This is a genomic window from Actinophytocola sp., assembly GCF_049647105.1.
Lineage (GTDB): Bacteria > Actinomycetota > Actinomycetes > Mycobacteriales > Pseudonocardiaceae > Actinophytocola.
Genome location: NZ_JBARWZ010000240.1, coordinates 1 through 24,046 on the forward strand (window position 1 = coordinate 1; position 24,046 = coordinate 24,046).

The following is a 24,046-nucleotide window of genomic DNA, read 5'->3' on the forward strand; positions in this document are numbered from 1 at the left end:
CAGGAGATGTGCGTGGTGCCGCCACGACACGGGCAGGTGGATCAGCCGTCCTTGTTCTCCCCGGAGTCCCCGGTCGCGCCGTCGCCGAAGCTGGCGTTGCGGCCCGCGACGGTGCTCAGCTCCTCAATGGTGATGTCCACGTGATTCACCCCCTCTCCCTGTTGGTCTACTGCAGGTCGGTGACGAGTTGCGCCGCCGCTTTTGCGGCCGGTTCCGCGAGGGCGTGCGCGTCGGCGCGGCGCTGCGCGATCCGCAGAAGGTTGCTGCACACCCATAGCCGCGCGATCCGGCCCGATCGGGAGTGCAGGTCGTCGTGGAACTCGGTGAGTACGCGCGCGGCGACCTCGGGAACAGCGAGGGCCGCGGCCCACAGACACGCGGCGTCGTTGCCACGCGGGGCCAGTCCCCAGTCCGCCCAATCGAGGATGACCAGTCGGGGGGCGGTGATGTTGCCCCAGTGCAGGTCACCGTGGGATGTCGTCCATTCGGTGACGGTGGTGTCCACGGCGGTGATGTCGGCGCCGAGAACCTGGCTGACGCGGCGGGTGATCAACTCCTGGCGGCCGGACACCCGCAAGGTCCGGAATCCGGCCAGCGCGGTCAACGCCGCGGTTAACGCCGTCCACCACGTGTCCGGCAACATCGGGTCGGTCGTGAGCGTGGCGCCCTGCTCGGCGATGACGTGCTCGGTGACGAGTTCCATCTCCTCGGCCCGCCACACCCGGCCGTTGTCCGCATCGAGCCAGGTCGCCGACTGCAACCAGGCGGGTTTGGGCACGTTCGGGATGACGGAGGCGGCTTCGGCTCCCACCCAGGACTGCGGCTGAATGCGGGACACGGTGCGGGAATCGACCCGCACCCAGGTGTCGCGGTCGGTGCGGTGCCCGGCTGATTCAGCCCACGCGCCCGTCGCGACCGTGGAGCGGTCCAGCCGCACCGCCAGGCGGCGTTCGACCTCGGCGACCACGTTCTCGGTGAGATCCACAGCCCGTTCTCCCTTGCTGTTGCTGGTGTCAGTCAACGGTGCAGGTTGGTCATGGTGATGCCTCCTGTTCATCCGAGCATGTCGCCCAGTAAGGACACCGCGACCTGAGGGTGTGTCGATAGGCTGAAAAGCGACTCACGGTGTGTTCACGCACACTCACGGTCCCGAACCAAGCCTGGAGGGCAGGAGATGACCACGAACACGACCGATGTTGCCGACGCCGAGGTGAACGTGTTCGCCGTCGAGCTCGAACGCTGGCGTGACGTGCGCGGCTTCTCCCGCGCCGCGCTGGCCAAGAAAATGGGCTACGACCGCTCCTATGTCTCGAAAATCCTCTCTGGCACCGAGCGACCGTCGGAGGCCTTCGCCGTACACGCCGAGAACGCCCTGCGCACCGGCGGGGCCCTGCGCACCGCGTTCCATGACTTCGAGACGAAGCACCCAGTCAAGTCCCGTCCGTCGGCGCCGCCGCTACCTGAGGCGCAGGCGCGGGCAGGGAGCCTGGTGGTCGACCACGATGACGCGACCCTGCGCTACGAGGACGGGGGCTATCGGCTCACCCAGCGCCGGCACCTGGTCAACCGGGGTGCCGAGCCGATCACCCGGTATCTGATCCGGATCTCCGTCGACCGCTTCCCTGGCGACCCGGAGCGCTCCAACCAGCTCTACAGCGAGAACCCGCTGACCTGGGACGAGATCGACTTGCACGCGTGGCACGGCCAGGGCCGCTCCAACCCGATGAACTGGACCGCCCACCACGACCGTGACGCGTTCAAGGAGGTGTGGCTGCTCTTCTCGGGCGAGCAGGGCCACTTTCCCTTGTATCCCGGGGAATCCTGCTGGATCGAGTACGAGTACACCGTGAGCGAAGTCCACTGGGGCAACTGGTTTCAGCGCGCCGTCCGGCTGCCGACCCGAACCCTGTCGGTCTGCTTGGACTTCCCTGCCGAGCTCGCTGCATCGGTCTGGGGACTGCATACCTCGATGACCGCGCAGGCGATGCCGTTCGCCACCGCCATCGGCCGCGACGACACCGGCGACCGGCACATCTTCTCCTGGTCGTGCGAGGATCCGCCGCTGCACGCCCGCTACCGGCTCGAATGGGACTTCCGCGGTCGCGCCGTCGCTGTCGACGGCCCGCCGCCCGCGCCGAGCACCGTGATGGCCTCGCTTGGAGTCGTGCAGGACACCGACCCCGCGCTGCGTTGGGTCGCCCGCCGGTTCGACCTGCCAGCCGAGGCCGAAGATGCCCGTCGGGTGGTGACCGCGCTGAACTCCGCGTGCGAACGGATCGCCCAGGCCCACACGTTCGGCAAGGGCATGGGCATCGCGGCTCCACAGATTGGAATCGATCGGGCCGCCGCGATCGTGCGGACGCCGGATGGCGAGGCGATCACCCTGTTCAACCCGACGATCATCGAGTCCGCCGGCGCCGTCGACGAGCAGTACGAGGGCTGCCTGTCCTTCTTCGACGTCCGTGGACAGGTCCCGCGCTCGCACGTGATCCACGTCGAGCACACCGCCATCGACGGCCAGACGAGGATCACTGTGTTCGAACGGGGCGTCGCCCGCCTTGTCGCTCACGAAGTCGACCACCTGCACGGGACGCTCTACCCCGACCGGATGCGCGACGGCGTCGAACCAATTTCGGTCGAGCAATACCGCGGCACCGGATCGACCTGGAAGTACTGATAGGACAGCGCTGGACCTGGCCGCGGCAGCCGACGTTTCCCCTGACATCGCCGGAGTGGTGGACACGGGCGCCGCGAACACGAACGCCGTCATGTACAGCACCGACGACGCGGAGATCTCGGCGGCGAACCCGTGTGCGGGCGTGAGATGGAAGATCCGCACAAAACACGACCGATACCCACTCGCCGTGCACGTTTCCTTATTCACCAAGGAAACGTGCTGCTGATGCGACGAGCGGGCAGCGGCTACGCCGACGGGCAACTCGGCCTCCCCGCCGGGCACGTCCGCAGTCCGGGAAATCGCCGAAGAACTCGGCATCACCCTGCACCCAGACCGGTTGACCCCGGCAGGCACGGTGTTCCGCAGGTCGCTGGAACCCCGCGTGGACATCGTCTTTCACCGCCACCGATGGGACGGGCGTCCCGCGGAGCCGCGAACCGCACAAGTGCACCGAACTCGTCTCCGACCCCGCCGAGCTGCCCGCCGACACCCTGGACTTCATCGCCCAAGCTTGGGCCGACATCCAAAGCGGCCAGGTCCTGCGCGAGCACGGGTTTGACCATGTCCGGTCCAGCCGGTTCCAGAGCCGGTAGGCGTGCTCGACGGCTCGCCAGAGTCGCCGCGCCAGCAGGAAGCTGGGGTCGGCGTAGCGGGAACGTCCACCCGCCACGGCGGGGCAGGCCCCGCGGGCGTGAGCGAGTTCGACCGAGGCTGCCCTCCCGGGCGCTCCCTCCGTCGCTGCGGTCACGTTCGGGTTGCTGAGCCTGTTTCGAGGCGGTGAGCGCCGTGTTGTCGACGTGCTCGTGGATCTGCACTGGCTGGGTGTGGGGGTGGACACGGCCATGTCCGGCGATAGTCAAGGGGAACGTCGGCTGCCGCTGCCTGTTTGTGGGCAGCTACCGGGGTAGCAGGCTCCAACTGACCTCGCCGTCTGGCTCATCGAGCCAGACGGCGTGACGGCCGTCGGGGGTGACCGTCAGGCCGAGGCGATCCCAGTTCGGCTGGCCGAGGTTGTCCCACGTCTCGTGGGTTGCCTCGAACGCGTCCCAGAGCGGCATCGGTCCGCCTTGCCGCACCTCGCGCTCGCCATTCTCGTCAGGTTGCACCCTGACTGCCGACCATGAGCCGTCGGGCGTGCTGAACACTGCCCACTCCGGCCCCTGACCGGTGGCGCCGCGGTACCCGAACGCGACTTCGCCAGGCATCCGCGCTTGCACGAGGAACCACGGAACAAGCGACGACCACGGCGTCGGCTCACGTCGAGTCGACGACCGGTTGCCCGTGTTCACGTCCTCGACGACGCTGACGACCTCAGGGGCGAGATCGGCATCGCGCATCGCCATGAACCCCGCCCACCGCGGCAAGAACCGCCCTTCGAGCCGATCAGGGTGCCGTGTCAGCAACGCGAGGTTGCCCGCGTGCGTACTCGGCTTGACGTCGACCAGCACGAGCCCGCCCTCGCGCATCTGCTCGGCCCAAGCCCAAGGGACGGCAGGCAGAGAACACGTCGCGATGATCCGATCGAATGGAGCGTGCGCCGGGAACCCCTCGGCCCCGTGCGTGGCTGCCAGGGTCGGAGTCAGTCCCAACTCGGTCAGTCGACTGCGAGCCGCATCGACCAGCGCGGCGCCGATGTCGACGGAGAACACCCGGTCATCACCGAGCCGGTGCGTCAACAGCGCGACATTGTAGCCGGTCCCGGTGCCGATTTCGAGCACCCGGTGCTCATCTCGTACGTCGAGCGCCTCAAGCATCCTCACCATGAGGCCCGGCTTGGTCGACGACGAGACCGTGACGCGGTTGCCGTTCGTCGTGGTCGCAAGATCGGTGACCAGTGGCTCGTTGCGGTAGACCGCGGCTAGCCACTCGTCGTCATCCGCGCTCGTCTCCGTCCACTGCCCGTCTTGCTGCTGGACGTAGAACCGTGGCACGAACATGTGTCGCGGGGTCGCCTCGACAGCGTCTCGCCACGCCGGTGACTGCAACACCCCATCGGCCGCCATCTCGTCGGCGAGGTGGTGCGCCAGTTCGCGCCACGGCGTCGTAGTCGCCGTCATGCTGCATTCCCCTTCTCCAAGAGATCGGCAAGCGTCTCGGTGATCGGCGCCTCGATCTCGTCCTCGATCCATCCATACTGGCCACCGGCGTTGCATTCAAGAAACACCCACTCGCCATCAGGTCGGATGACGAAGTCAAACGCCCCGTATGTGAGCCCCAGCGCGACGCAGTACTCACGCACGCCGGTCGCAACGTTGGCCGGCGTGTCGACCTGCTCGTATCGCAAGGCGCCATAGTCGTTGCGCCAATCGACGTAGGTCTCCGCAGACTGCGCGTGGATCGCTGCCGCGAACAGCCGGTTTCCAACCACGATCACCCGAGCCTCGTACGACTTGGGTATCCAGCGTTGGAACTGGTGCGCGTTGACCTCGACTCCTCGCAGGTCGGCGAGATCGGACTCGTCGAGCCGGTGAGTGAACGCGACTTTTCGACGGCCCTCTTCCCTGATCGCAGGTGCGCCGAGCGCCTTGGTGACCGTCTCGCCGCTCGCGGCGAAGCGCTTCACCGCGGCCGGCTCGTTGGTCACCAACGTGTCGGCGACCGTGAGCCCACACCGCGCCGCTGTGACCAGTTGAACCGGCTTGTACGAGGCGTCAGCGTTCCGCGAGGGGTGGTTGATCCACGGAACCGGCAGGGACGCGAGAACGCCGCCAAGCCCAAGTTTGGTCTCGGTCATGGCCCAATGCCGTTCGGTCGGCGACAGTTCGGCGGGGAAGGTGAACGCGCCGGGGTTGCGGTACCAGATCGACCGTAGTCCCTCAAGCGCGATCACCCTCCCGCCGGCGGACAACGCCCCCACCCACCGCCCATCCCGCAACTCAGCGTCAACACTTGCCTTCTGCGGGAACCATGCCGTATCGACTCGGGCGACAGGCACGTCCCGAAGTTCCAACGCCTTGACCATGCGGTCGGCGGTGAAATCCCGTTCAGGCGCGAGGATGAGGACAGTCATCAGTCGTTGTTCCAGTCCTCGGAGCTGGGCGGGTCCTCGCCGTCCGTGCTCGACGTGGTGTCGGCCGTGGGGTCTCCCATGCGCGGGCTGTCGATCAGCGGCACGCGGGCGACGTCGACGGCCTTCTGCTGCTCGACGTCGTAAGTCCACTTCGGCAGCACGCGGCCCGCGCTGGTCGGAAGTGCACGGCGAAGCCCCCACGGCCGGACACCGTCCGGCGAGGGTGCGTCATCTGCCCTCTGCTCGAAACTGGACCCGGTGAGCGCGAACTGTCCACTGACCGACGCGAGCGAATCAGCATGGGGCAGTTCGATAATTGTTGCGGTCATGCGTTTCCTTCCGTCATGCCGAACACTGGTTGTGCCCGACAAGCTGAACGCCGCCCTCGCTTCCTGAGGTTGGCTCGTCAATGTTCATACACGCCGGTTTGCGCGCGTGACGCCGAAATCCAGGCATGGCGAACCTCGATATTCATTCAATTGGTCGGTCAACTGTCAGATTTCCAGCAAAGATCGTTCGCTGCTGTTGCGTCGCGCGCTCGGCGGTACCCAAAGGCTGCTAGGTGTCGACACCATCAGACGTGGCGCCTTGGGGTCATCCGGCCGAGGCAAGTCGAGCAGTTCGTCGACGACGGCAGGCAGGTCACCGTTACGCCACCACACCACGTTTTCGGGCGCCATGGCATCGAACCTGACGTCGCTTTCGTCGACGCGAGACCGGTACGCCGTGGCATCGTCCTCGCCCCGAGCCAGCACCACGTCCATGAATGGTTCGTCGTGACCAAAGGTGAACATCATCAGGTCAGGAAGTTGGATCGGCCGAAAGCGCCGAGCTGTGAGTGCTCTCAACGCGTTATCGCTGGCGGTCATTGTCGCCACCTTCGTTGACCACCGCGCAGCTGTCTGACGTACCGCACGTAGAAGATGACGACCGAGGCGAGCGCGTAGGCCGCGACTCCGCCGAGTAGCAGCCTGACAACGACCCCATAAAGCTCATAGCGTCACCTCCGGTATCAGAGATGACGCTATGGGTGATCAAAGGAAGCGAGGTAGGAACGTGGTTCCTACCTGGGTCCCCCGATCAGGTGGTTTGCACTCCGAGCCGCTTCGCGAGGCCGAACAGTTTCGAAGTGCTGACTCGGCGCTGGTGGTTCTCGACGAGTTCACCGACGACGAGTCTCGGGAGGGTCTGGTACTGGACCCAGTCCGGCGCCTGGCGCTCCATCACGAGCAGCGTGTCGAGCGCATGCTGATCGTTGCCGAGCCGTGCGTGCGCATACGCCCGGTCGGCGAGGTGTCGCGCTGCCGAAGCCAGCGGCAGGCCGTTCTCACGCGGCATCAACGTCGCCGCGTCGAGCGCGTTGGTGTAGTTCTCCGTGACGACATGCACGTCAACCGTCTGCATGACCACCTGCGACGGACCGAACGCCGTTTCGTAGTCGTTCCGGTTGTAGCCGATCCGGTTCGCGACCTCGCCGGCCGACTGAATGAGGCTGTTCGCCTCGTCGACCTTTCGTGCGCGACCTGCGGCAGTCGCGCCGGTGATGAGCAGGCTTCCGAACGCGGAGAGCTGCTCAGGCGCGACGTCGCCCTGCGGTTCGATCTGCTCGGCCGACGACGTTGCAATACGCATTGCCTCGTCGTAGCGACCCTGAACGAGCAACTGCCATGCCACCGAGCCGCGCACCGTGGCGTGCAGCAGTTCGTCGTCGGCCTTCTCGGACGCGGTAAGAGCCATCCGGATGGCCAGGAACGCGGCGTCGGGCTGACCCATGTGCACGAGCGTGCAGCCGGTGACCCAGTACAGCCGCGTCATGAGTTCGTTCGCGTGTACGCGCTCATCGGCTGGTGCAGCGTGCACCGTGGCGCGAACATTCGAGATTGATGTTGGTAGCACGGTCGCGAGCGTGTTGTAACGGCCACCCCAGTACAAGCCCCACGCATGATCAACGATGCGTTGCGCCTCGTCGGCTGACACGGCCTCGCCGGTCACGTCGCCGAGCAGGTCGTCGACGGAGGTCAGGGCGTGGCGGATGGCGACAACGCCCTCGTCGAGATTGGTGGACGGCAACGGGTGCCCCTTGGCGAGCAGCAGCGACGTGTCAACGTCGAGCGCCCTAGCGATCTTGTGGAGGGTGCCGATCGACGGAGAGTGGAACCGGTTCTGTTCCAGTTTGCGAATCAGGTCGACGCTGCACTCCGCCAAGGTAGCGAGCTGCTGTTGCGTCATTGACTTGCCGCGAAAGCGGCGGATGCGGTCGCCGATCGTGACGTCAGGCATCGGACTCGTCATCCGGGGCACCTCCCGTTGCTCGTACACATTCCACGGTACGCACATCACGGACCGGGTGAGTAATGCGAGAGCGTGACGAGACCCTTACGGCGTGAGCCGTCACGGACAGCTACCCGATTGATCGCCAACCGGGCGCCGACATGCACCGTCACTTTCTGAGGCCCCGGTCGCGGGCGGTGCGGAGGTCGACCAGCCGGGACAGCGTCGCGAGGACGACCTCCAGTGGTGGGCCGCTCGCGGTGAGCCCGTCCTGTGGTGCCGACTCGGCGGGCCGTGCGAGGAACGGCATCACCAGGCGGTGGTGGTGGAACGCGTACGCGGCGCCGTGCGCGCGGCGCACCGCGTGATATTTCTCGACGTGGTCGGGGTCCCGCTCGACCAGTGACCGCAGGTTCGAGGGTGGGGTGCGCAGTCGCGGCTGGTCCTCCGGCGGCAGATACGGATACTTCTCGGCGAGGATCCGCTGGTAGAACGGATCGGTCACCTCGCAAAGGCCCAACGCGAGGTCGATCTCGTTGACGGCGGCGAAGTCGCCGGCGTTCGCGCCCCGGTACTCGGTGCCGCAGACCGGGTGCGGCTTGAAGTACGGGCGGATGTTGCGGAAGAACCGGTCCGGGTCGAGTGTCCTGGCGAGTGCCTGGTTGGCGGCCAGAACCGCGGCGAGGGCGGTGTGTGCCTCGTCGTACAGGGCGGCGACGAGGCTTTTCGTGACGGACGGGATGCGCCGCAGGGCGGCCGCCGCCCGCTGGTACGCGAGGACCGCCAGCCCGTTGCAGGTGATGAACGTGTGCTCGTCGGGCAGGTGGGTGAACGTGCGCGCGGCCGGGTTGTGGGTGGACAGGTGCGCGAACACGAACCGGGGCGCGACGCCGAGCGCCAGACCGAGGCGACCGGCCACGGCCTGCGCCGCTTCCGGCACATTGACCTCGTGGCGACGGCACGCGGCCAGGTACAGACCGACAGCGCCGAGCAGGTCGTACGGATCGCCCGGCATGCCGTCGATCCGGGTCACCAACGCGGCGCCGTCGGCGCGGAGCACGCGTTTCCGCTGGTCGAGATCGTCGTTGTTGGCGATCTCCGCGCCGAGGGCGAAGTAGGCCTCCTCGAGGCCGGTGTTGGCGTCGAGGAAGTCGGTGGACAGCCAGCGTGTGAAGTCGGTGACGGCGGACATGTCGTCATGTTCCCCAGCTCACGGGTGCGCGAACAGATCCACCTCCGGCCCGGCTAACTGGACCGGTCGGTCAGTAGCTCCGCCAGCATCCGGGTGCGCAGGTCGTCTGCGCCGAGGTCCGGGGCGAGCAGCACGTCGCGAAGTGCCGAGGTCCGTGCGCGCAGCTCAGTGGCCTGGTGGGCGGCGGCGGTGGCGTTCGTGAGTTCGGCGGCGAGACCGTCGGCCCTGGTCCTGGCGTTGGTCAGTTCGGCCGCGGTCTCGTCGAGGCGGGTGCGGGTGTGCGTCAGCTCCTCGGTCAGCTCGTCTCCCCTGCCGCGGGCGCGGGTGAGTTCGCCCGACAGCTCGTCGACCCTGGCCATGGTGCGGGCCAGCTCCTCGTCGACGGTCCTCCGCAGATCCGTGAGCGCGGTGCGGGCGGCGTCGCGTTCCGCGCGGGTCGCCGCCAGCTTCTCCGTGGCGGTGGCCAGTGCTTTCGCGGCCGTCTCCGCGCGGGCGCGTTCCTCGCGGACGAGGGTGTCCGCGCGTTCTCGCTCCGTCGTGGCGACGCCCTCGGCCCTGGCCTGTGCGCGTTCGGCGGCCGCGCGTGCCTCCTCGGCGGCGGCCGCGGTCGCCTGTGCCTGCTCCCGTTCCGAGCCGGCCTGCTCGACCTCGTCGGCCGCGGTGCGGACAACCTCCGCCGCGTGGTCGGTGGCGCGTCGTGCTTCCTCGGTCGCGGCGGTGGTGGCGTCCTCGGCGGTCTGGCGGAGTCCGCGTTCGTGGGCGACGGTCTCCTCGGCCTCCGCGACGCGCGCCGCGGCGGTGTCGAGCTCGGCGCCGAGTGTGTCGCGCAGGGCGGTGGCCGCGGCGAGGACTTCCTTCAGCGGGTCGGTGATCCGGTCGGCGGCAGTGGTGAATGCGCTGGTCGCCGCCGTGACGCCGGTGTCAGCGGTGGTGCCGAGTGCTTCGGCGAGTGCGTCCTGGGCCGCCGCCAGCTGCTTGCAGTTCTTGCCGCCCGGCCACAGCCGGTCCGGGCAGTAGGCGTAGGGCCGCCCGCCCTTCGGTCCGGGCGGCGGCAGCGGGGCCCGGCAGCGGCTGAACCCGCACAGGGCATCAATTTCGAGGGTTTCGACTACGACATCGACCATGCTCCACAGTCTAGTATTAGCTTTCATTACCTATCGAGCAGGTTATAGATATCTCAACTGTAACCGTACTCAGCTACAGAACCGAGCTTTTGTAGCTAAGCTGTCCGCATGACGACAGGGGAGTTGACTCAAGCGATCGACGGGCTCTGGCCGGGCGTCGACCGGCCGGGCGAGCTACTGGCTCAGATCGCGGAGTGGCTCGGCGGCTACGGGAACCGCGCCACGAGACGCACCTACGCCGAAGGGCTTGGCCTACCCACAACCGCGGCCGATCTCCGCGAGTGGATCACCGGCCGCGAAAACCACGAGGGGGACGACTGGGCCCTCGCGGTCACCCGGTACGCGGCGGTCGTCGGCGCCACCCCCGTCGCCTACCCGCCCGGCGCCCGGCACGCGCCTCCCCCCGCACCCCGCGGCAGGTTCCGCCACCTGCACTGGTTCCGCTGGTGCGCCACCCACGGCGTGGACCCGCGCGCCGCGACGTCCACCCACGTCAAGTCGTGGCTCGACGCCCTCACCAGCGCGGACGCCGCACCCGCCACCCGTGACCGGATGCTCGCGACCGTCAAGGCCCTCTACACACACCTCGCCGACACCGGCCTCGCGGCGGGCAACCCGGCCGCGCTCAACCGCCGCCGCCTCGGGCTGTCCACCCCGTCGACCAGCAGCACCGTCGTGCTCACGACCGACCAGGTCCGCGACCTGTACGCGGCGGCGAAGGCGCCGCGCAGAGGCGCCAGCGCGCTGGACACGGCCCGCGCGGCGGCCGTCGTCGCCCTGTTCACCCTGGGACTGCGGGTGAGCGAACTGTGCGCGCTGGACCGCGGCGACCTGCACGTCACCCGCGGCCGCCGCGCACTGCGGGTCCACGGGAAGGGTGGCAAGACCCGCGTCGTCTACCTGCACAAAGCGGCTGAACAGGCCGTGAGCGACTACCTCCGCCAACGCGACACCGACGCGGGCACCACCCCGGCCCGCCGGGGCGCGCCGGTCGACACGCCGCTGCTGGTCACCAGGACAGGTCACCGGTTCCGCCGCCAGGCCGTGTGGCAGCTGCTGCGCCGCCTGTCGGCCGACACGCCGTTGCACCCGCACGCACTGCGCCACTTCTACGTCACCACGGCGGTCGAGGCAGGCGCGCAGCTCGTCCACGTCCAGACAGACGTGGGCCACTCCAGCATCGACACGACCGAACAGGTCTACAACAACGCGGCACGCGACCCGTCACGCAGCGCCGTGGACCTGGTCGGCGACGCACTGGAGCTGCCGTCCCGCTGAACCCCAGGCGCCTCACCCGGCCAGCGCCGTCCGACGGTCACGATGACGCCGGTCCGGGTGGTGTGGTCGGGCCGGTCGTGGGATCTCCCTGCTCGTCGCGGTAGCGGAACGCCTTCCGGAACAGGCCGCGGTTGAGCAGGCTGTACGGCTCCAGCATCCGAACGGCGTCGGACAGCTGGGACGCCGCGCGTTGCAGGGAGCGCTCCGCCTCGTTGCGCTCGCTGGTGATCGCGGCGAGCAGCAACGCGGTGAGGGTGGCCGCGCCGTTGAACGCCTGGAGCGTGATCATCGTGTTCAGCAGGTCGAGCCCGTGGAACGGCCCGTACCCGCCCTCGGCGGCGATGACGACATTGATGGCCACGATCAGGATGCACGGTGCGGCACCCACCTGCTGGAACCGCAGCGCCGCCCAGATCAGCAGGGGGAAGATCAGGAACAGCAGGGTCACGGGCAGCCGGGTCACGACGATGGTGCCCACCAGGACGCCGAGGATGAGCGTCGCGGCCTCCAGCCAGCGGACGAGCGGGATGTCCCAGTGCCAGCGCCGGGTGGCGGCGACCAGCAGCACCGGCGCGATCACCAGCACGCCCATCGCGTCGCCGGTCCACCACACCGACCAGGTGACCCAGAAGTCGCCGGGCTGGAGGGCGCCGGACATGGCGAGGGTCGCGGTGCCGATCGTGGCGCTGATCAGCATGCTGCCGAGCGCCGCGACGAAGACGAGGGCGAGTGCGTCCTTGAGGCGCAGTAGGTCGGGCCGGAACCCGACCCTGGCGAGGAGAAAGCAGGCGCAGACCGGGGCGAGCGTGTTGCCAGCGGAGATCGCGACAACGGCGGCGAAGGAGGGCCCTATGGTCACATTGACGAGAAACGCACCGATCGTGATGCCCGGCCAGCAGCGCATGCCGAGCAGCAGGAGGCACGCCAACGCGATCCCCGTCGGCGGGAACAGCGGCGTCACCTGGCCGCGCACGAGCGCGATCAGCAACCCGACCTTGGCGGCGACAAAGTAGACAGCGGCCACGGCCAGGATCCGCGCACCTGCGACGAGGTAGCGGCGGGTCTGTAGTGGAGCCGTCCGTTGCACGGCGCAAGTGTGCGCGGCCCATGGCGGGCAGGCAACGCAGGACCCGCACGGCCGTCCGGTTCATCGGACCCGCGACAGGACCGGCGCGGGACACTGATTAGGCCGTCACGGCTTGCACAGGGGTGGCTGGCACAGCATTCCGCTCAACGCCGTGTAGAAGATCTCCGGGAGCGCGGTCGGGTCGGGGGCGGTGAACGCGCGGCCGCCCGCCGCGGTGGCCATGGTGGTCAGCTCGTCGAGGGACGCGTCCGGGCCGATGCCGATCGCGATCAGCGGCAGCGGCCGTCGTGGGTCCTGGAGTGTCCGCAGTTCGGCGAGCAGTGCCTCCAGGTCGATGCCGTCGCCGTCCTCGTTGTGGCCGTCCGTCATCACCACGACCACGTTGAGCCTGCCAGCTTCCCACTGTTCACGGGCCGTGCGGTAGATCGCCGACGTGCTGTCGTACAGGCCGGTCGCGCCGTCGGAGATGGCGCGGACCGCGCGCAGCCGGTCCAGCGAGCCGGCTTCGCGGTGTTCGGCCACGGTGCGCATCGGGAGGAGTTCCTCGTAGTCGCGGTCGCCGTCCATGCGGGTGGAGAACAGGGTCAGCCCGAGCTTGGTGGTGGGCTTGACGAGGCCGAAGCCCGCCTCGGTGGCGGCCAGCGTGACACCCATCCGGTCCATGCCGGTGCCGGGCACCGACTGGGCCATCGAGCCGGACACGTCCAGCAGGATGCTCAGCCTGCCGCTGAGGTTGATCGCCGCCCACTGGTTCAGCATCTCGTCGGCGACGTCGGTGTCCGGCACGGCGACGACACCGTCCGGCGGGCGCAGCCGGCCGACTTTCAGGGCAGGTGCGGTGTCGCGGTCCAGCAGCACCGCCAGCAGCCGCTGCGCGAGGCCGCGTTCCCCGGACCTCGGCATGACGGTGTACGGGTAGTCCAGCGACGGCACTGGCGTGTCCGCTTCCACCGCCACCAGCGGCGTCCCGTCGTGGGTCAGGAAGTCGTGCTCGGACAACGGGAACGCCGCCACCCGGCCGAACGCGTCCTCGGCCGGGTCCACCGTGTTCTGGGACAGCCCGCGCAGCACCATCGTCGCGGCGGGCAGGGTTCGCACACCGAGCAGGGTGGACAGTCCGACCGGGTCCCGGACGGGGTCGGGCAGCCCCGCACGTACGTCGGAACCCAGTACGCGGGCCCACGTCAGCGGTGCGCCGAGCCGGTCCGCGGCCGTCTTCGTCACGCCGAGCACGACCGGCGACGAGGCGATCGACGTGCCGCCGACCGGCAGGTCCCACGCCCGCCGCGCCTGCGTCCGCTGCAGCCAGACGGTCGACTCGGGGATCCACACGTCGGGCTGGTCGGCGCGGGGCTCGGCCAGCGCGTCACCGGTCGCCGCCGACTCCTGGGACGTCACCAGGACGCGGGCGCACGGGTCGGCCATGCGGTCGGCCGCCGCCTCGACCACGGGGGCGATCTCCTGCGCAGCGGTGACGCGGAGGGTGCGGGTGCAGTCGGCGTCGGAGAAGTTGACGTGCGGGTAGCCGACCCACAGTGCGACGGTCAGCACGAGCAGCGTGCCGAGCACAACCGGCGGCCGGCGGAGCATGCGGCCGACAGTAGTACCCGACCTATTGTTCCCAGTCACAACCCCTTCTGTGCCCAGGACCAAAGGGTCCCCGGCTATCGTCGCGCCACAACAGTCACAGGAGAGCAAGTCCGGGGATGCGCTGGGTCGATGCCCACACTGTGAACTCCGGGGAGGCGGACTAGTGGACTTCGACCAGGTACGCCGGGACTGGACCACACTCGGCGCACGCGACCCGCTGTGGGCCGTGAGCGTGTCCGCCGACAAACGCGGCGGCCGCTGGGACGTCGACGAGTTCCTGGCGCTGGGCCGACGGGACGTGGCCACGGCCCGCGCATGGCTCGCGGACCTCGGGCTGCCGACGACGTGGGAGCGGGTGCTGGACTTCGGGTGCGGCGCGGGCCGGTTGTCGCAGGCACTCGCCGAGCACGCCGACGAGGTGGTCGGCGTGGACGTGTCCGCGCCGATGCTGGAGACCGCGCGGGAACTGGACCGCAGTGCCGGGCGGTGCCGGTTCGTGCTGAACGAGGCACCGGACCTGCACGTGTTCCCGAGCGGCAGCTTCGACCTGGTCTACTCCGAGCTGGTCCTGCAGCACCTGCCGCGCCGGGTGGTCGCCGACTACCTCGCCGAGTTCGTGCGGGTGCTGCGGCCGGGTGCGATCGCGCTCGTGCAGTGCACCGTCCGGCCGCTGTGGACCATGAAGGGCGTGGTGTGGCGGATCGCGCCGGGGCGGCTCGTCCGGCTGTTGCAGCGCGGGGTGCTCGGCTACCCGGCGCCCATGCTGATGACGCCGGTGCCCCCCGCGTGGCTGAAGACGGTGGTCGAGGCGCACGGTGGGGTCGTGGTGGACAGCTCGACCACGGCGGAACCGGACACGCACTGGGTCTCCGCCCGGTACGTGCTGCACAAACCGGTCGGAGAGCCCCGAAATCAAGACTGACATCAGGTTCCTCCGCTCCCCCACCACGTGGATCGTCGCCGGGCTGACGCTGCTGTCGTTCCTCCAGCTGCCCGGCAGGACCACGTTCGACACGAAGCTCGACCTGGTGGTCGACCCGGTCTCGTTCCTCGACCGGGCACTGCACCTGTGGAACCCGGCCTCCAGTGGCGGTGAGCTGCAGAACCAGGCTTACGGCTACCTGTTCCCGATGGGCCCGTTCTTCGTCGCGGGCGACGTCCTCGGCTTGTCGCCGTGGGTGACGCAGCGGCTGTGGTGCGCCCTGATGCTGGCGCTGGCCTACACGGGCGCGTTGCTGCTGGCTCGTGCGCTGCGGATCGGGTCGGGCCCCGCCCGGCACGTCGGCGCACTCGCGTACGCGCTCGCACCGAGGATGCTCACGGAGATCGGCCCGATCTCCGCCGAGGTGCTGGCCGCGGTGATGCTGCCGTGGGTGCTGCTCCCGCTGGTACGGGTCAAGGAGCTGGGCGCACGGCGGGCGGCGGCGCTGTCTGGGGTGGCCGTGCTGTGCATGGGCGGGGTGAACGCCGCCGTGGTCGTGATGGCCATGGTGCTGCCCGGGCTGTGGCTCGTGACCAGGAAGTGGTCGTGGGCGCACGCGAGGTTCGTCGCCTGGTGGTCCGGCGCGGTCGCGTTCGCCGTCCTGTGGTGGGTCCCGCCGCTGCTACTGCTGGGCCGGTACAGCCTGCCCTTCGTCGACTACGTCGAGTCGGCCACGAACACGACCACGCCGACCTCGCTGTTCCAGGTGCTGCGCGGCACGAACCAGTGGGTGGCCTACATCGTGCAGGGCACGCCGTGGTGGCCGTCGGGCTTCCTGCTGGTGGACAACCCGGTGCTGATGCTCGCGACCGGCCTGCTGGCGGCGGTGGCGCTCGCCGGGCTGGCCCGGTCCAGCCTGCCGGAACGGCACTTCCTGACCCTCGGCGTGGTCACCGGCGCCGTGCTGTTGACGATCGGGTACGTCGGCGCGCTCGACAGCCCGCTGTCGGAGGTCGTGCGCGGGCTGCTGGACGGACCACTCGCGCCGCTGCGCAACGTGCACAAGTTCGAGCCGGGCCTGCGGTTACCGCTCGCACTGGCCCTGACGCACGCGATCACCGCGCGGCGGCGGGCACCGGAAACGGCGCCGGCGCGGACCTTCCCCGCGATACCGCGCCGGTTCGCGGCCGGGACACTGCTCGTGCTCGTGGCCGTCGCACCCGCGTGGCTGCTCACGCTGCGACCGGGACCGGGCTGGGACGAGATCCCCGGCTACTGGCGCGAGGCGAGCGCGTGGCTCGCCGAGCAGGACGCCACGGCCCGCACACTGATGGTGCCGGGTACCGGCTTCGCCGAGTACTCCTGGGGACGGCCGATGGACGAACCGATGCAGGCGCTCGCGCAGGCGCCGTGGTCGGTCCGCAGCCAGAGCCCGCTCGGCTCCGAGGGCAACACGCGGCTGATGGACGCGGTCGAGGACGCGCTCGCGGGCGGCCGTGGCGCGCCGGGTCTCGCCGACTTCCTCGCCCGGTCCGGGCACCGGTTCCTGTTGCTGCGCAACGACATCAAGCAGGACGACGTGCCGCCTGCCGCGGTGCTGCGCGCGGCGCTGGACCGTTCCCCCGGCCTGTCGCGGGTCGCCGGGTTCGGCCCACGGGTGCGGCTGGCCGGTGCGGTCGACTCCGGCCTCGGTGCCGTGCCTGCCATCGAGGTGTACCGGGTGGACCGGGACGTGCCACGAGCCGTGGCCGTCGCGACCGGCGACCTCGCCACGGTGAGCGGCGGCCCCGAGTCGCTGCTGCAACTGCTCGACGCCGGACTGCTCGACCCGGACCGGCCCGCCGTGCTCGCCGGGGACGGCGGCGCGCGGGCGGCACGGGACTGGTATGTCACCGACGGGCTGCGCAACCGGGAACGCAACGTGGGCCGGATGCGTGACAACCTCGGCCAGACCCTGACCGCCGACGAGCGGCCGAGACAGGACCGGCCGGTGCTCGACATCCTGCCGTTCGACGACCCGGTGCACCGGACGGTGGCGGCGTACCAGGGCGTGCGGGCGATCACCGCGTCCTCGTCCGCGAGCTTCGCCGACTCGGTGCGCGGTACCGACCTGACCTCGATGCCGTACGCCGCGCTGGATGGCGACCCCTACACGGCGTGGCAGTCCTCGTCGCTCACCGGCCCGGCCGGGCAGTGGCTGGAGGTCACGCTCGACACGCCCAGGGTGCTGACCGAGGTGAGCCTGCGGGTCGTGGACGACCGGCGGGTCGGCTGGCCGGTCACGCGGGTGCGGATCACCACCGACGCGGGCTCGGTGGAACACGAGATCGCGCGCGGCGCGCAGGACCAGCGGTTCCCGGTGGCGGCCGGGCTGACCGGCCGAGTACGGGTGACCGTGGTGGCGATGGCGGCGAACCGGGACACCGGCAACGTGGGCATCGCCGAGCTGACCGTGCCGGGGGTCGAGGCGCAGCGGGCCATGCGCGTGCCCGACGACGTGCGCCCGGACGACGGGCTGCGCACCACGTTCTCCTTCACCAGGGGCCCGCAGCCGAGGTACGCGTGCCTGCGCCTCTCCGGCGTGGTGCGCTGCGACGCGGGCCTGACCCGCTTCGGCGAGGAACCAGCAGGCCTGCACCGCCTGTTCGCCACCACCGCCAGGACCACCTACGAGGTCGACGGCACCGTGCTGCCCTCGGGCGGTGCCACGCCGCCGCTCACGTTGCCCGGCGTGTCGGTCTCGGCGTCCACCCAGCTCGCGGGCGACCCCGGCGCCGCGCCCCTCGGCGCGATCGACGGGGATCCCGCCACCACGTGGATCGCCGACCAGACCGACCAGCGGCCGGTCCTGCGGCTGGCGTGGGACGGCCCGCGCGACGTGCGTGGTCTGCGGCTGGTCACGACTGAGGGCACCGGTGCGAGCGCACCGTCCGAGGTGCATCTGACCTCCCCGGCGGGCATGGTGCGGCGCACGGTCGGCCCGGACGGCTCGATCGAGTTCTCGGGCCGCACGGACTGGCTCGAGATCGCGGTGATCCGGGTCGCGCCCGGGGCGGCGGAGCCACCGGGGATCAGCACGGTCGAGGTCGCGGGCGCGCCGTTCCCCGAGATCAGCCCGGACACGCCGGTGAACGTGCCGTGCGGGTCGGGTCCCGGCCTGCGGGTGGACGGGCGCGACTACGACACCGCGGTGTCCGGCACGGTCGCCGACATCCGTGAGCACCGGGCGCTGCCGCTGCTCACCTGCCCCGACCTCGCCGAGGGCCTTGACCTGACGCCGGGCGACCACGAGCTGCGCACGACGCGGACGAACAACTTCGTGGTGCAGGACGTGTGGTTGCGGCCATCGGGCGCGCCCGAGGTGCGGCCGGAACAGCGGGCCGTCACGGTGGAGTCGTGGGGCGTGGCGCACCGGGAGCTGCGGGTCGCCGACGGGCCTGCCGCGGTGCTCGCGGTGCGGGAGAACGCCAACGCCGGGTGGGTCGCGACTGCGTTTACTGATCGCTCCGCAAGCTCCGCGAAAGCGGACGGGCAGGTCCTCACCAGTACCAGGGTCGACGGCTGGCAGCAGGCATGGCTCGTGCCGTCCGGTGCGACGACGGTCGTCCTGGAGTTCACGCCGGACGGGACCTACCGGACGCGGCTGCTGATCGGCGCGGTGGCCGCGGTGGTGCTGGTCGCCGCCGCGATCATCCCGGGGCGGCGCGGGCCGGGACCATCGGCCAGGCCGGGCCGGGGCAGGTGGGTGCCGTGGGTGCTCGCCGTGCTTCTCGTGATGCTCGGTGGCATGGCGGGGCTGGTCGCGCTGCTGGCGTGCCTGTTCCTGCGCAGCCTCGTGCCGAGGTACCGGCGGGCGGTGTCGATGGGGCTCGCGTTCGGCGGGATGGCGAGCGCGACGGTGATCAGCGTGACCGGACGACTGCTGGAGCACGGGCAGGACTGGGCGTACGGCACGGCGGCGCAGGCGTCGGTGCTGGTGGCGCTCGCGGCCGTGGTGTCGGTGCGGGTCAGGTGGTTCGACCGTGCCTAGGTGGCAGGCGCCCACCACGGAGCTCCACGAACGCACCCGCGGCGACGAGCGCCCCGGTGGTGACCGCGGCCGCCCCGACGACCTGGCCGGGCGAGTCGTTCAGCCAGCCCAGCACCAGTGCGGTCTCGACCGCGACCGCGAGCCAGGTGAGCAGCGTCGCGCGCCGGTCACCGTCCGCGATCCGCGCGAACAACAGGATCTGCGCCAGCGCGAGGAACGCCCCGTTGACCGCGAACGGCCACAACGAAAGCTCACTGTCCTCATACGACTGCCCGCCAACGAGCGTGAGCAGCTCCGGTCCGAACAGGACGGCCGCGAGGACGACCGCGCCGCTCAGTGCCGCGCACACCGCGAGCCCGGCCGTCATGGCCTTCTTGCGGCCGGCACCGGTCAGCCGGGGCAGCACGAGGATGGCGACCGCGTGCGGCAGCCAGTAGGCGATCTTGGCCAGGACCGCACCGACCGCGTACTCCCCCGACACGGCGGGCAGGACGTGCCGCGCGAGCACCAGATCGAGGTTGACCAGCACCACGACGGCCAGCAGTGCCTGCGCCGCGTGCGCGACCTCGGCCAGCCGGGCGGCGCGGAACCGGGCGGGCACCGGCCGTCCGGACACCACCCAGCCGACGCAGGTGGACACCGTCACCCCGGTCGCGACGCCCGCCATCGCGCCGCCGCTCGTGCCGGTGATGGCGAGGCCGGTGAGCGCGCCGCCCACCCTGCCCGCCGCCTCACCGGCCACCAGCACGCTGTACCGCCCGAACCGCTGCCGCCCCTGCAGCATGCCGAGCCACAGGCCGTTGACGGTGAGCGGTGCGACCGACACCGCCAGCCACACCAGCGCGCCGACATCGGTCACGTGCAGCGCGTGCGCGACGAGCGGCATGGCGACCGCGGCCAGCACGGTCATCCCCACGGCGACCGCGATCCCCAGGCCCGTCAACGGCCCGCGTGGCTCGCCGGGGTGTGCGGCGACCCGCAACGCCACCGCCGTCGCCATGCCCATCGCGGGCACCGCGGCGACCAGGAGCACCGCGAGCAGCGCGCTCAGCTCCCCGAACGCGAACGGCGCCAGCATGCGTGCGGCGACGACGGTCAGCAGGTAACCGGACGCGTTGGACGTCATCACCCCGGCCGTCACGGCGAGCGCGTGCCACCCGGCGCGTTGCTGCACAGGCATCGCGCTCCTCCAGGTGCACCGGCCGACAGTCCCCGCACTCTAACCGGGCTGCCGGACCGATGAAACCCTTTAACGTCAAGGAGTTCGCGCTCCCTGCGCTGTCCGCCGCGCTCGCGCTGGCGGTGCTCGCGCCTGTCCTCACGCCGGGCTTCACCCTGGTCTACGACATGGTCTTCACCCCGGACCAGCCGCTGCTGCCCGACGCGGCCGGGCTCGGCACGGCACCACCGCGCTCGGTGCCGGCGGACGCCGTCATGGCAGCGCTGACGTGGGTGCTGCCCGGTGACGTGGTGCAGAAGCTCGTGCTGCTGGCGGCGCTCTCGCTTGGCGCGTGGGGTGCTGGCAGGCTCGTCCCTGCTCGTGCACTGGGCCCGCGCCTGGTCGCGGCCACCGCGTACGGGTGGACGCCGTTCGTCGCCGAGCGGCTCTTCATGGGCCACTGGCCGTACCTGCTCGCCTACGCGTGTCTGCCGTGGATCGCGGCGGCCGGTCTCGCGCACCGGCGCGGCGAGCCCAAGTCGTTGACACGTCTGGTGTTGTGGTCGGTGCCCGCGGCGCTCACCCCGACCGGCGGGCTGCTCGCGGCCGGTACGGCGCTCGCGACCGCGGGGTGGCGGGTCCTGCCCGCGCTGGCGCTGCTCAACGCGCCGTGGTGGGTACCGTCGATACTGCGGCCGGGTGCCGTGCTGTCCACACCGGACGCCGTGGACTTGTTCTCCGCACGGGCGGAGAACTGGGGCGGCACCGTGGTTTCCGTCCTGGGCACGGGCGGGTTCTGGAACTCCGACGTCACCCCGGCGAGCCGGGAGCTGCCGGTCACGCCGGTGCTGACCCTGCTCGTCGTCGCGATCGCCGCGGCAGGGTGGCCGGTGCTGGTGCGCAGGCTGCCGGCGGCGACCCGGCTGCTGTGGCTCGGCGCGGCGGGGCTCGTGCTCGCACTCGCCGCCCACCTGCCGTTCGGGGCGGCCGCGCTGCGGTGGATGGTGAGCGAGGTGCCCGGTGCCGCGCTTCTGCGGGACGCGCAGAAGTGGGTCGCGTGGTGGGCGTTGCCGCTGGCACTCGGGTTCGCCCTCGCCGTGGAGGCCGCCCGATGGCGTGCTGTCGTGGCCGTCGCGGTGCTGGTGCCGCTCGCCATGACACCCGACCTCGCGTGGGGCGGCATGGGCAGGCTCGACACCGTCCAGTACCCGGGGGATTTCGCGGTCGTGCGCGACATCCTCGCCACCGACGATCACCCTGGCGACGTGTTGTCCCTGCCGTTGGGTGCTTTCCGCCGGTTCGCGTGGAACGACGACCGCACGCAGCTGGACCCCGCGCCGCGCTACCTGCCGCGCACCACCGTCGTCGACGACACGGTGTACGTCGGCGGACGGCCCATCCCCGGCGAGGACACCCGCCTCCCGGCGATCCGGGACGCGTTGCGCGAACACGGGGACCTCGGGGCGCTCGGCATCGGCTGGGTGCTGGTCGAGCACGGCACGCCCGGCCTGCTCGACCCGGCCACGACCGATGGCCTCGTGCCGGTGCACCGGGGACCGTGGCTCGACCTGTACCGCGTGCCGGGGCCGGTCGGCGCGCCACCCGAGTCGGGGCCGCCGCGCGGGCCAGTGCTCTTCGCGGCGGCATCGGCCGTACTGTTCGTGGTCGGATGCCTGTTGTGGCAGGCGATACCGGCCGGTAGATTCACCCGCAACCGACGTCGAGGAGTCACACCGTGAGCAGGATCATCGCCGCATTGGTCGCCGTCGTGGCGGGCGTCGCACTGGCCGTCGGGGGCACCGCCACCCTGGTCAACCTCGCGAGCCCGGACCGCGACGTCGACCTCCAGAACGCCCCGGCGGGCAACGGTGTCGACGGCGGCGTCGTCGACTACGGCAACAAGTAACCCGCGCCGCGGTGCACTCAGCCACACTGGCCCGGTCGGTGCGGCTGTTCCGCGCGTTCCGCAACGAGCAGACCGATCGGGACACCTTCTACCGCGAGCTGGCCGCCGACTCCGCCGACCAGGTCGCGGTGCACGCGCCGCTGACCGGTAGCCTGCTGCTCGACGTCGGCGGCGGCCCCGGCTACTTCGCCGACGCGTTCCGCGCGAGAGGCGCCACCTACGTCGGCATCGACCCGGACATCAACGAGCTGTCCGCACGCGGTGAGCCAGGCCAGGACATGTTGTGCGCCAACGGAACCCGGCTCCCCCTGCGCACCGCGTCGGTGGACGTCTGCTACTCGTCGAACGTGCTGGAGCACGTGTCAACACCGGACGTGATGCTCGCGGAGATGGTCCGGGTGACCAAGCCCGGCGGCATCGTGTTCGTGTCGTTCACGCCGTGGTGGTCGCCGTGGGGCGGGCACGAAACCTCGCCGTGGCACTACTTCGGCGGGCACTACGCGGCTCACCGGTACGCACGGCGCCGTGGCCACGAGCCCAAGAACCGTTATGGCACCAGCCTTTTCCCGTACTCCGTCGGTGCCGCGCTGCGGTGGGCCGCCGCGTGCGAGGACGCCACGCTCATGCGTGCCTTCCCGCGCTACCACCCGTGGTGGGCGGCGTGGGTGGTGCGGGTACCGGTCCTGCGGGAACTGGTGTCCTGGAACGCTGTTCTCGTCCTGCGCAGAGGACAGGGACGCCGCGACGGCGCCCCTGTCCTCTGTGGTCAACCGGAGGTCACACCGGTTCTGTCACCTTCGTCGACGCCGGTGCGGACGAGCTATGCCGTCCCCGGCCGCCCATGACCAGCAGGACGATCGACGCCACGATGAGCACCCCGCCCACGATCCAGAGGATCACCGGCAGCACGGTCATGAGCCACAGGCTGGAGATGTTCTCCTCGGCCGCCTCGACGTTGGCGGCGACCGTCTCGTCGGTGAGTGCGAGCTCGCCGTCGAACACGGCGGTCGACTCGCCGTCCGCGCGCAGTTCCTGTTTGCCGTCCTCGCGGCCCGAGATGACCGCACCGGTGGTCGGTTCGACCCACAGCGTCCTGGTCGCCTCGTAGTACAGCCCGGCACGCACCGTCGGCACGTCCGGCTGCCCGACCAGCGAGCCTGGCACGTCGCGCTCCTCGAGCAGGGTCGGCGGGACGGTCTGCACGAACTTGTACGTCGGCAGGCCGCGGATCTCCTCCTCGCCGCTGTACTTGATCGGCAGCGCCTTCTTCACGCTCGTGTCGAACCAGCGGTAGTCACGCTGTTCGGTGGCGAAGGGGAACTTGAAGTTCAGGCCCGGCTGCTGAAGCGTGCCGCGCTCCCCGACGATGCGCTCACCCGCGACGTCCTCGTAGAACTGGTTCTCGCACGGCATCACGGCCTCGCCGCTGTACCGGTCGAGGCACAGCGAGCGCAGGCTGCCGTTGACCGTGAGCCCGTCATCGTCGTCGACGACCTCCGACGCCTCGACCCACACGGTGACGTCGCCGTCCTCGGTGACCTCCTCGGCACGCAGGTTGCCGGTGACCTTGGTGGTGGAGGTGAGGCTGAGGTTCTCCCGGATCTCCGGCATGGCCGTGTCACCGTCGGGGACGTACACCAATGCGGTGATGCCCTCCCCGTGTCCCACCGACACCTCGTTGACGTTGTGCGGGATCTTGGCGAGCTGGGGGTAGGCGTACAGGCGTAGCGCCAGACCGGCGGCCACCGCGAACACCCCCAGCCCGAGGATGATGAAGGTGACGTAGCGACGCAAGGGTTT

19 protein-coding genes are annotated in these 24,046 nt (G+C 70.3%); 7 read left to right on the top strand and 12 right to left on the bottom strand.

Annotation, left to right across the window (positions count from 1 at the left end; genetic code table 11):
• Nucleotides 1-166 precede the first annotated feature (166 nt).
• Nucleotides 167-1,021 carry a hypothetical protein gene (locus WBA97_RS28450; RefSeq protein WP_424234021.1) on the bottom strand — a complete coding sequence of 285 codons (855 nt, stop codon included), beginning with the start codon at nucleotides 1,019-1,021 and terminating at the stop codon, nucleotides 167-169.
• A 153-nt stretch (nucleotides 1,022-1,174) separates the two neighbouring features.
• On the opposite strand from WBA97_RS28450, the gene WBA97_RS28455 reads away from it, so the two are divergent.
• Nucleotides 1,175-2,677 carry a peptide deformylase gene (locus tag WBA97_RS28455; protein WP_424234022.1) on the top strand — a complete coding sequence of 501 codons (1,503 nt, stop codon included), beginning with the start codon at nucleotides 1,175-1,177 and terminating at the stop codon, nucleotides 2,675-2,677.
• 896 nt (nucleotides 2,678-3,573) lie between these two features.
• Here the strand turns inward: WBA97_RS28455 and WBA97_RS28460 are convergent.
• From WBA97_RS28460 to WBA97_RS28490, 7 genes are all read right to left on the bottom strand, one after another.
• Nucleotides 3,574-4,734, bottom strand: coding sequence for a methyltransferase domain-containing protein (locus WBA97_RS28460; RefSeq protein ID WP_424234023.1), 1,161 nt, complete (start codon nucleotides 4,732-4,734; stop codon nucleotides 3,574-3,576).
• Nucleotides 4,731-5,687, bottom strand: coding sequence for an ATP-grasp ribosomal peptide maturase (gene tgmB, locus WBA97_RS28465; RefSeq protein ID WP_424234024.1), 957 nt, complete (start codon nucleotides 5,685-5,687; stop codon nucleotides 4,731-4,733). Before tgmB ends, WBA97_RS28460 begins: the two co-directional genes overlap by 4 nt.
• The gene (gene tgmA, locus WBA97_RS28470; protein ID WP_424234025.1) at nucleotides 5,687-6,016 is read right to left on the bottom strand and encodes a putative ATP-grasp-modified RiPP; all 330 of its coding nucleotides are present in this window, start codon (nucleotides 6,014-6,016) and stop codon (nucleotides 5,687-5,689) included. The genes tgmB and tgmA overlap by 1 nt, the downstream gene beginning before the upstream one ends.
• 165 nt (nucleotides 6,017-6,181) lie before the next feature.
• Nucleotides 6,182-6,556, bottom strand: a complete 375-nt coding sequence (locus WBA97_RS28475) for a hypothetical protein (protein WP_424234026.1) — start codon at nucleotides 6,554-6,556, stop codon at nucleotides 6,182-6,184.
• A 211-nt stretch (nucleotides 6,557-6,767) separates the two neighbouring features.
• Complete coding sequence (locus WBA97_RS28480; RefSeq protein WP_424234027.1) at nucleotides 6,768-7,979, bottom strand: helix-turn-helix domain-containing protein; 1,212 nt, start codon at nucleotides 7,977-7,979, stop codon at nucleotides 6,768-6,770.
• 148 nt (nucleotides 7,980-8,127) lie between these two features.
• A complete protein-coding gene (locus WBA97_RS28485) occupies nucleotides 8,128-9,150 on the bottom strand; it encodes a monodechloroaminopyrrolnitrin synthase PrnB family protein (protein ID WP_424234028.1) in 1,023 nt (340 codons plus the stop codon).
• Nucleotides 9,151-9,203: 53 nt separating this feature from the next.
• The gene (locus tag WBA97_RS28490; protein WP_424234029.1) at nucleotides 9,204-10,274 is read right to left on the bottom strand and encodes a response regulator receiver protein; all 1,071 of its coding nucleotides are present in this window, start codon (nucleotides 10,272-10,274) and stop codon (nucleotides 9,204-9,206) included.
• Nucleotides 10,275-10,382: 108 nt separating this feature from the next.
• Between WBA97_RS28490 and WBA97_RS28495 the strand changes: the two genes are divergently transcribed.
• A complete protein-coding gene (locus tag WBA97_RS28495) occupies nucleotides 10,383-11,552 on the top strand; it encodes a tyrosine-type recombinase/integrase (RefSeq protein ID WP_424234030.1) in 1,170 nt (389 codons plus the stop codon).
• A 37-nt stretch (nucleotides 11,553-11,589) separates the two neighbouring features.
• On the opposite strand, the gene WBA97_RS28500 is transcribed toward WBA97_RS28495, so the two are convergent.
• Together WBA97_RS28500 and WBA97_RS28505 are read right to left on the bottom strand one after the other, a co-directional pair.
• On the bottom strand, nucleotides 11,590-12,639 hold the full coding sequence (locus tag WBA97_RS28500; RefSeq protein ID WP_424234031.1) for an MASE1 domain-containing protein: 1,050 nt from the start codon (nucleotides 12,637-12,639) through the stop codon (nucleotides 11,590-11,592).
• A 105-nt stretch (nucleotides 12,640-12,744) separates the two neighbouring features.
• Nucleotides 12,745-14,229 (bottom strand): substrate-binding and VWA domain-containing protein, encoded by a 1,485-nt coding sequence (locus WBA97_RS28505; RefSeq protein ID WP_424234032.1) that lies wholly within the window; start codon nucleotides 14,227-14,229, stop codon nucleotides 12,745-12,747.
• A 163-nt stretch (nucleotides 14,230-14,392) separates the two neighbouring features.
• Here WBA97_RS28505 and WBA97_RS28510 point away from each other — a divergent pair, with 163 nt between their 5' ends.
• Together WBA97_RS28510 and WBA97_RS28515 are read left to right on the top strand one after the other, a co-directional pair.
• Entirely contained in the window at nucleotides 14,393-15,151 is a 759-nt protein-coding gene (locus WBA97_RS28510; protein WP_424234033.1) for a class I SAM-dependent methyltransferase, read from the top strand.
• Complete coding sequence (locus WBA97_RS28515; RefSeq protein WP_424234034.1) at nucleotides 15,045-19,181, top strand: alpha-(1->3)-arabinofuranosyltransferase; 4,137 nt, start codon at nucleotides 15,045-15,047, stop codon at nucleotides 19,179-19,181. Before WBA97_RS28510 ends, WBA97_RS28515 begins: the two co-directional genes overlap by 107 nt.
• Here WBA97_RS28515 and WBA97_RS28520 read toward each other — a convergent pair.
• Entirely contained in the window at nucleotides 19,159-20,361 is a 1,203-nt protein-coding gene (locus WBA97_RS28520) for a lipopolysaccharide biosynthesis protein (protein WP_424234035.1), read from the bottom strand. The two genes, WBA97_RS28515 and WBA97_RS28520, sit on opposite strands and share 23 nt — an antisense overlap.
• A 59-nt stretch (nucleotides 20,362-20,420) precedes the next feature.
• On the opposite strand from WBA97_RS28520, the gene WBA97_RS28525 reads away from it, so the two are divergent.
• From WBA97_RS28525 to WBA97_RS28535, 3 genes are read left to right on the top strand one after another with little or no spacing between them, the layout of a single operon-like run.
• Entirely contained in the window at nucleotides 20,421-22,079 is a 1,659-nt protein-coding gene (locus WBA97_RS28525; protein ID WP_424234036.1) for a hypothetical protein, read from the top strand.
• The gene (locus WBA97_RS28530; RefSeq protein ID WP_424234037.1) at nucleotides 22,076-22,246 is read left to right on the top strand and encodes a hypothetical protein; all 171 of its coding nucleotides are present in this window, start codon (nucleotides 22,076-22,078) and stop codon (nucleotides 22,244-22,246) included. The genes WBA97_RS28525 and WBA97_RS28530 overlap by 4 nt, the downstream gene beginning before the upstream one ends.
• 11 nt (nucleotides 22,247-22,257) lie before the next feature.
• Complete coding sequence (locus WBA97_RS28535) at nucleotides 22,258-23,091, top strand: class I SAM-dependent methyltransferase (RefSeq protein ID WP_424234038.1); 834 nt, start codon at nucleotides 22,258-22,260, stop codon at nucleotides 23,089-23,091.
• On the opposite strand, the gene WBA97_RS28540 is transcribed toward WBA97_RS28535, so the two are convergent.
• A complete protein-coding gene (locus WBA97_RS28540; protein ID WP_424234039.1) occupies nucleotides 23,024-24,040 on the bottom strand; it encodes a DUF3068 domain-containing protein in 1,017 nt (338 codons plus the stop codon). The two genes, WBA97_RS28535 and WBA97_RS28540, sit on opposite strands and share 68 nt — an antisense overlap.
• Nucleotides 24,041-24,046: the final 6 nt, after the last annotated feature.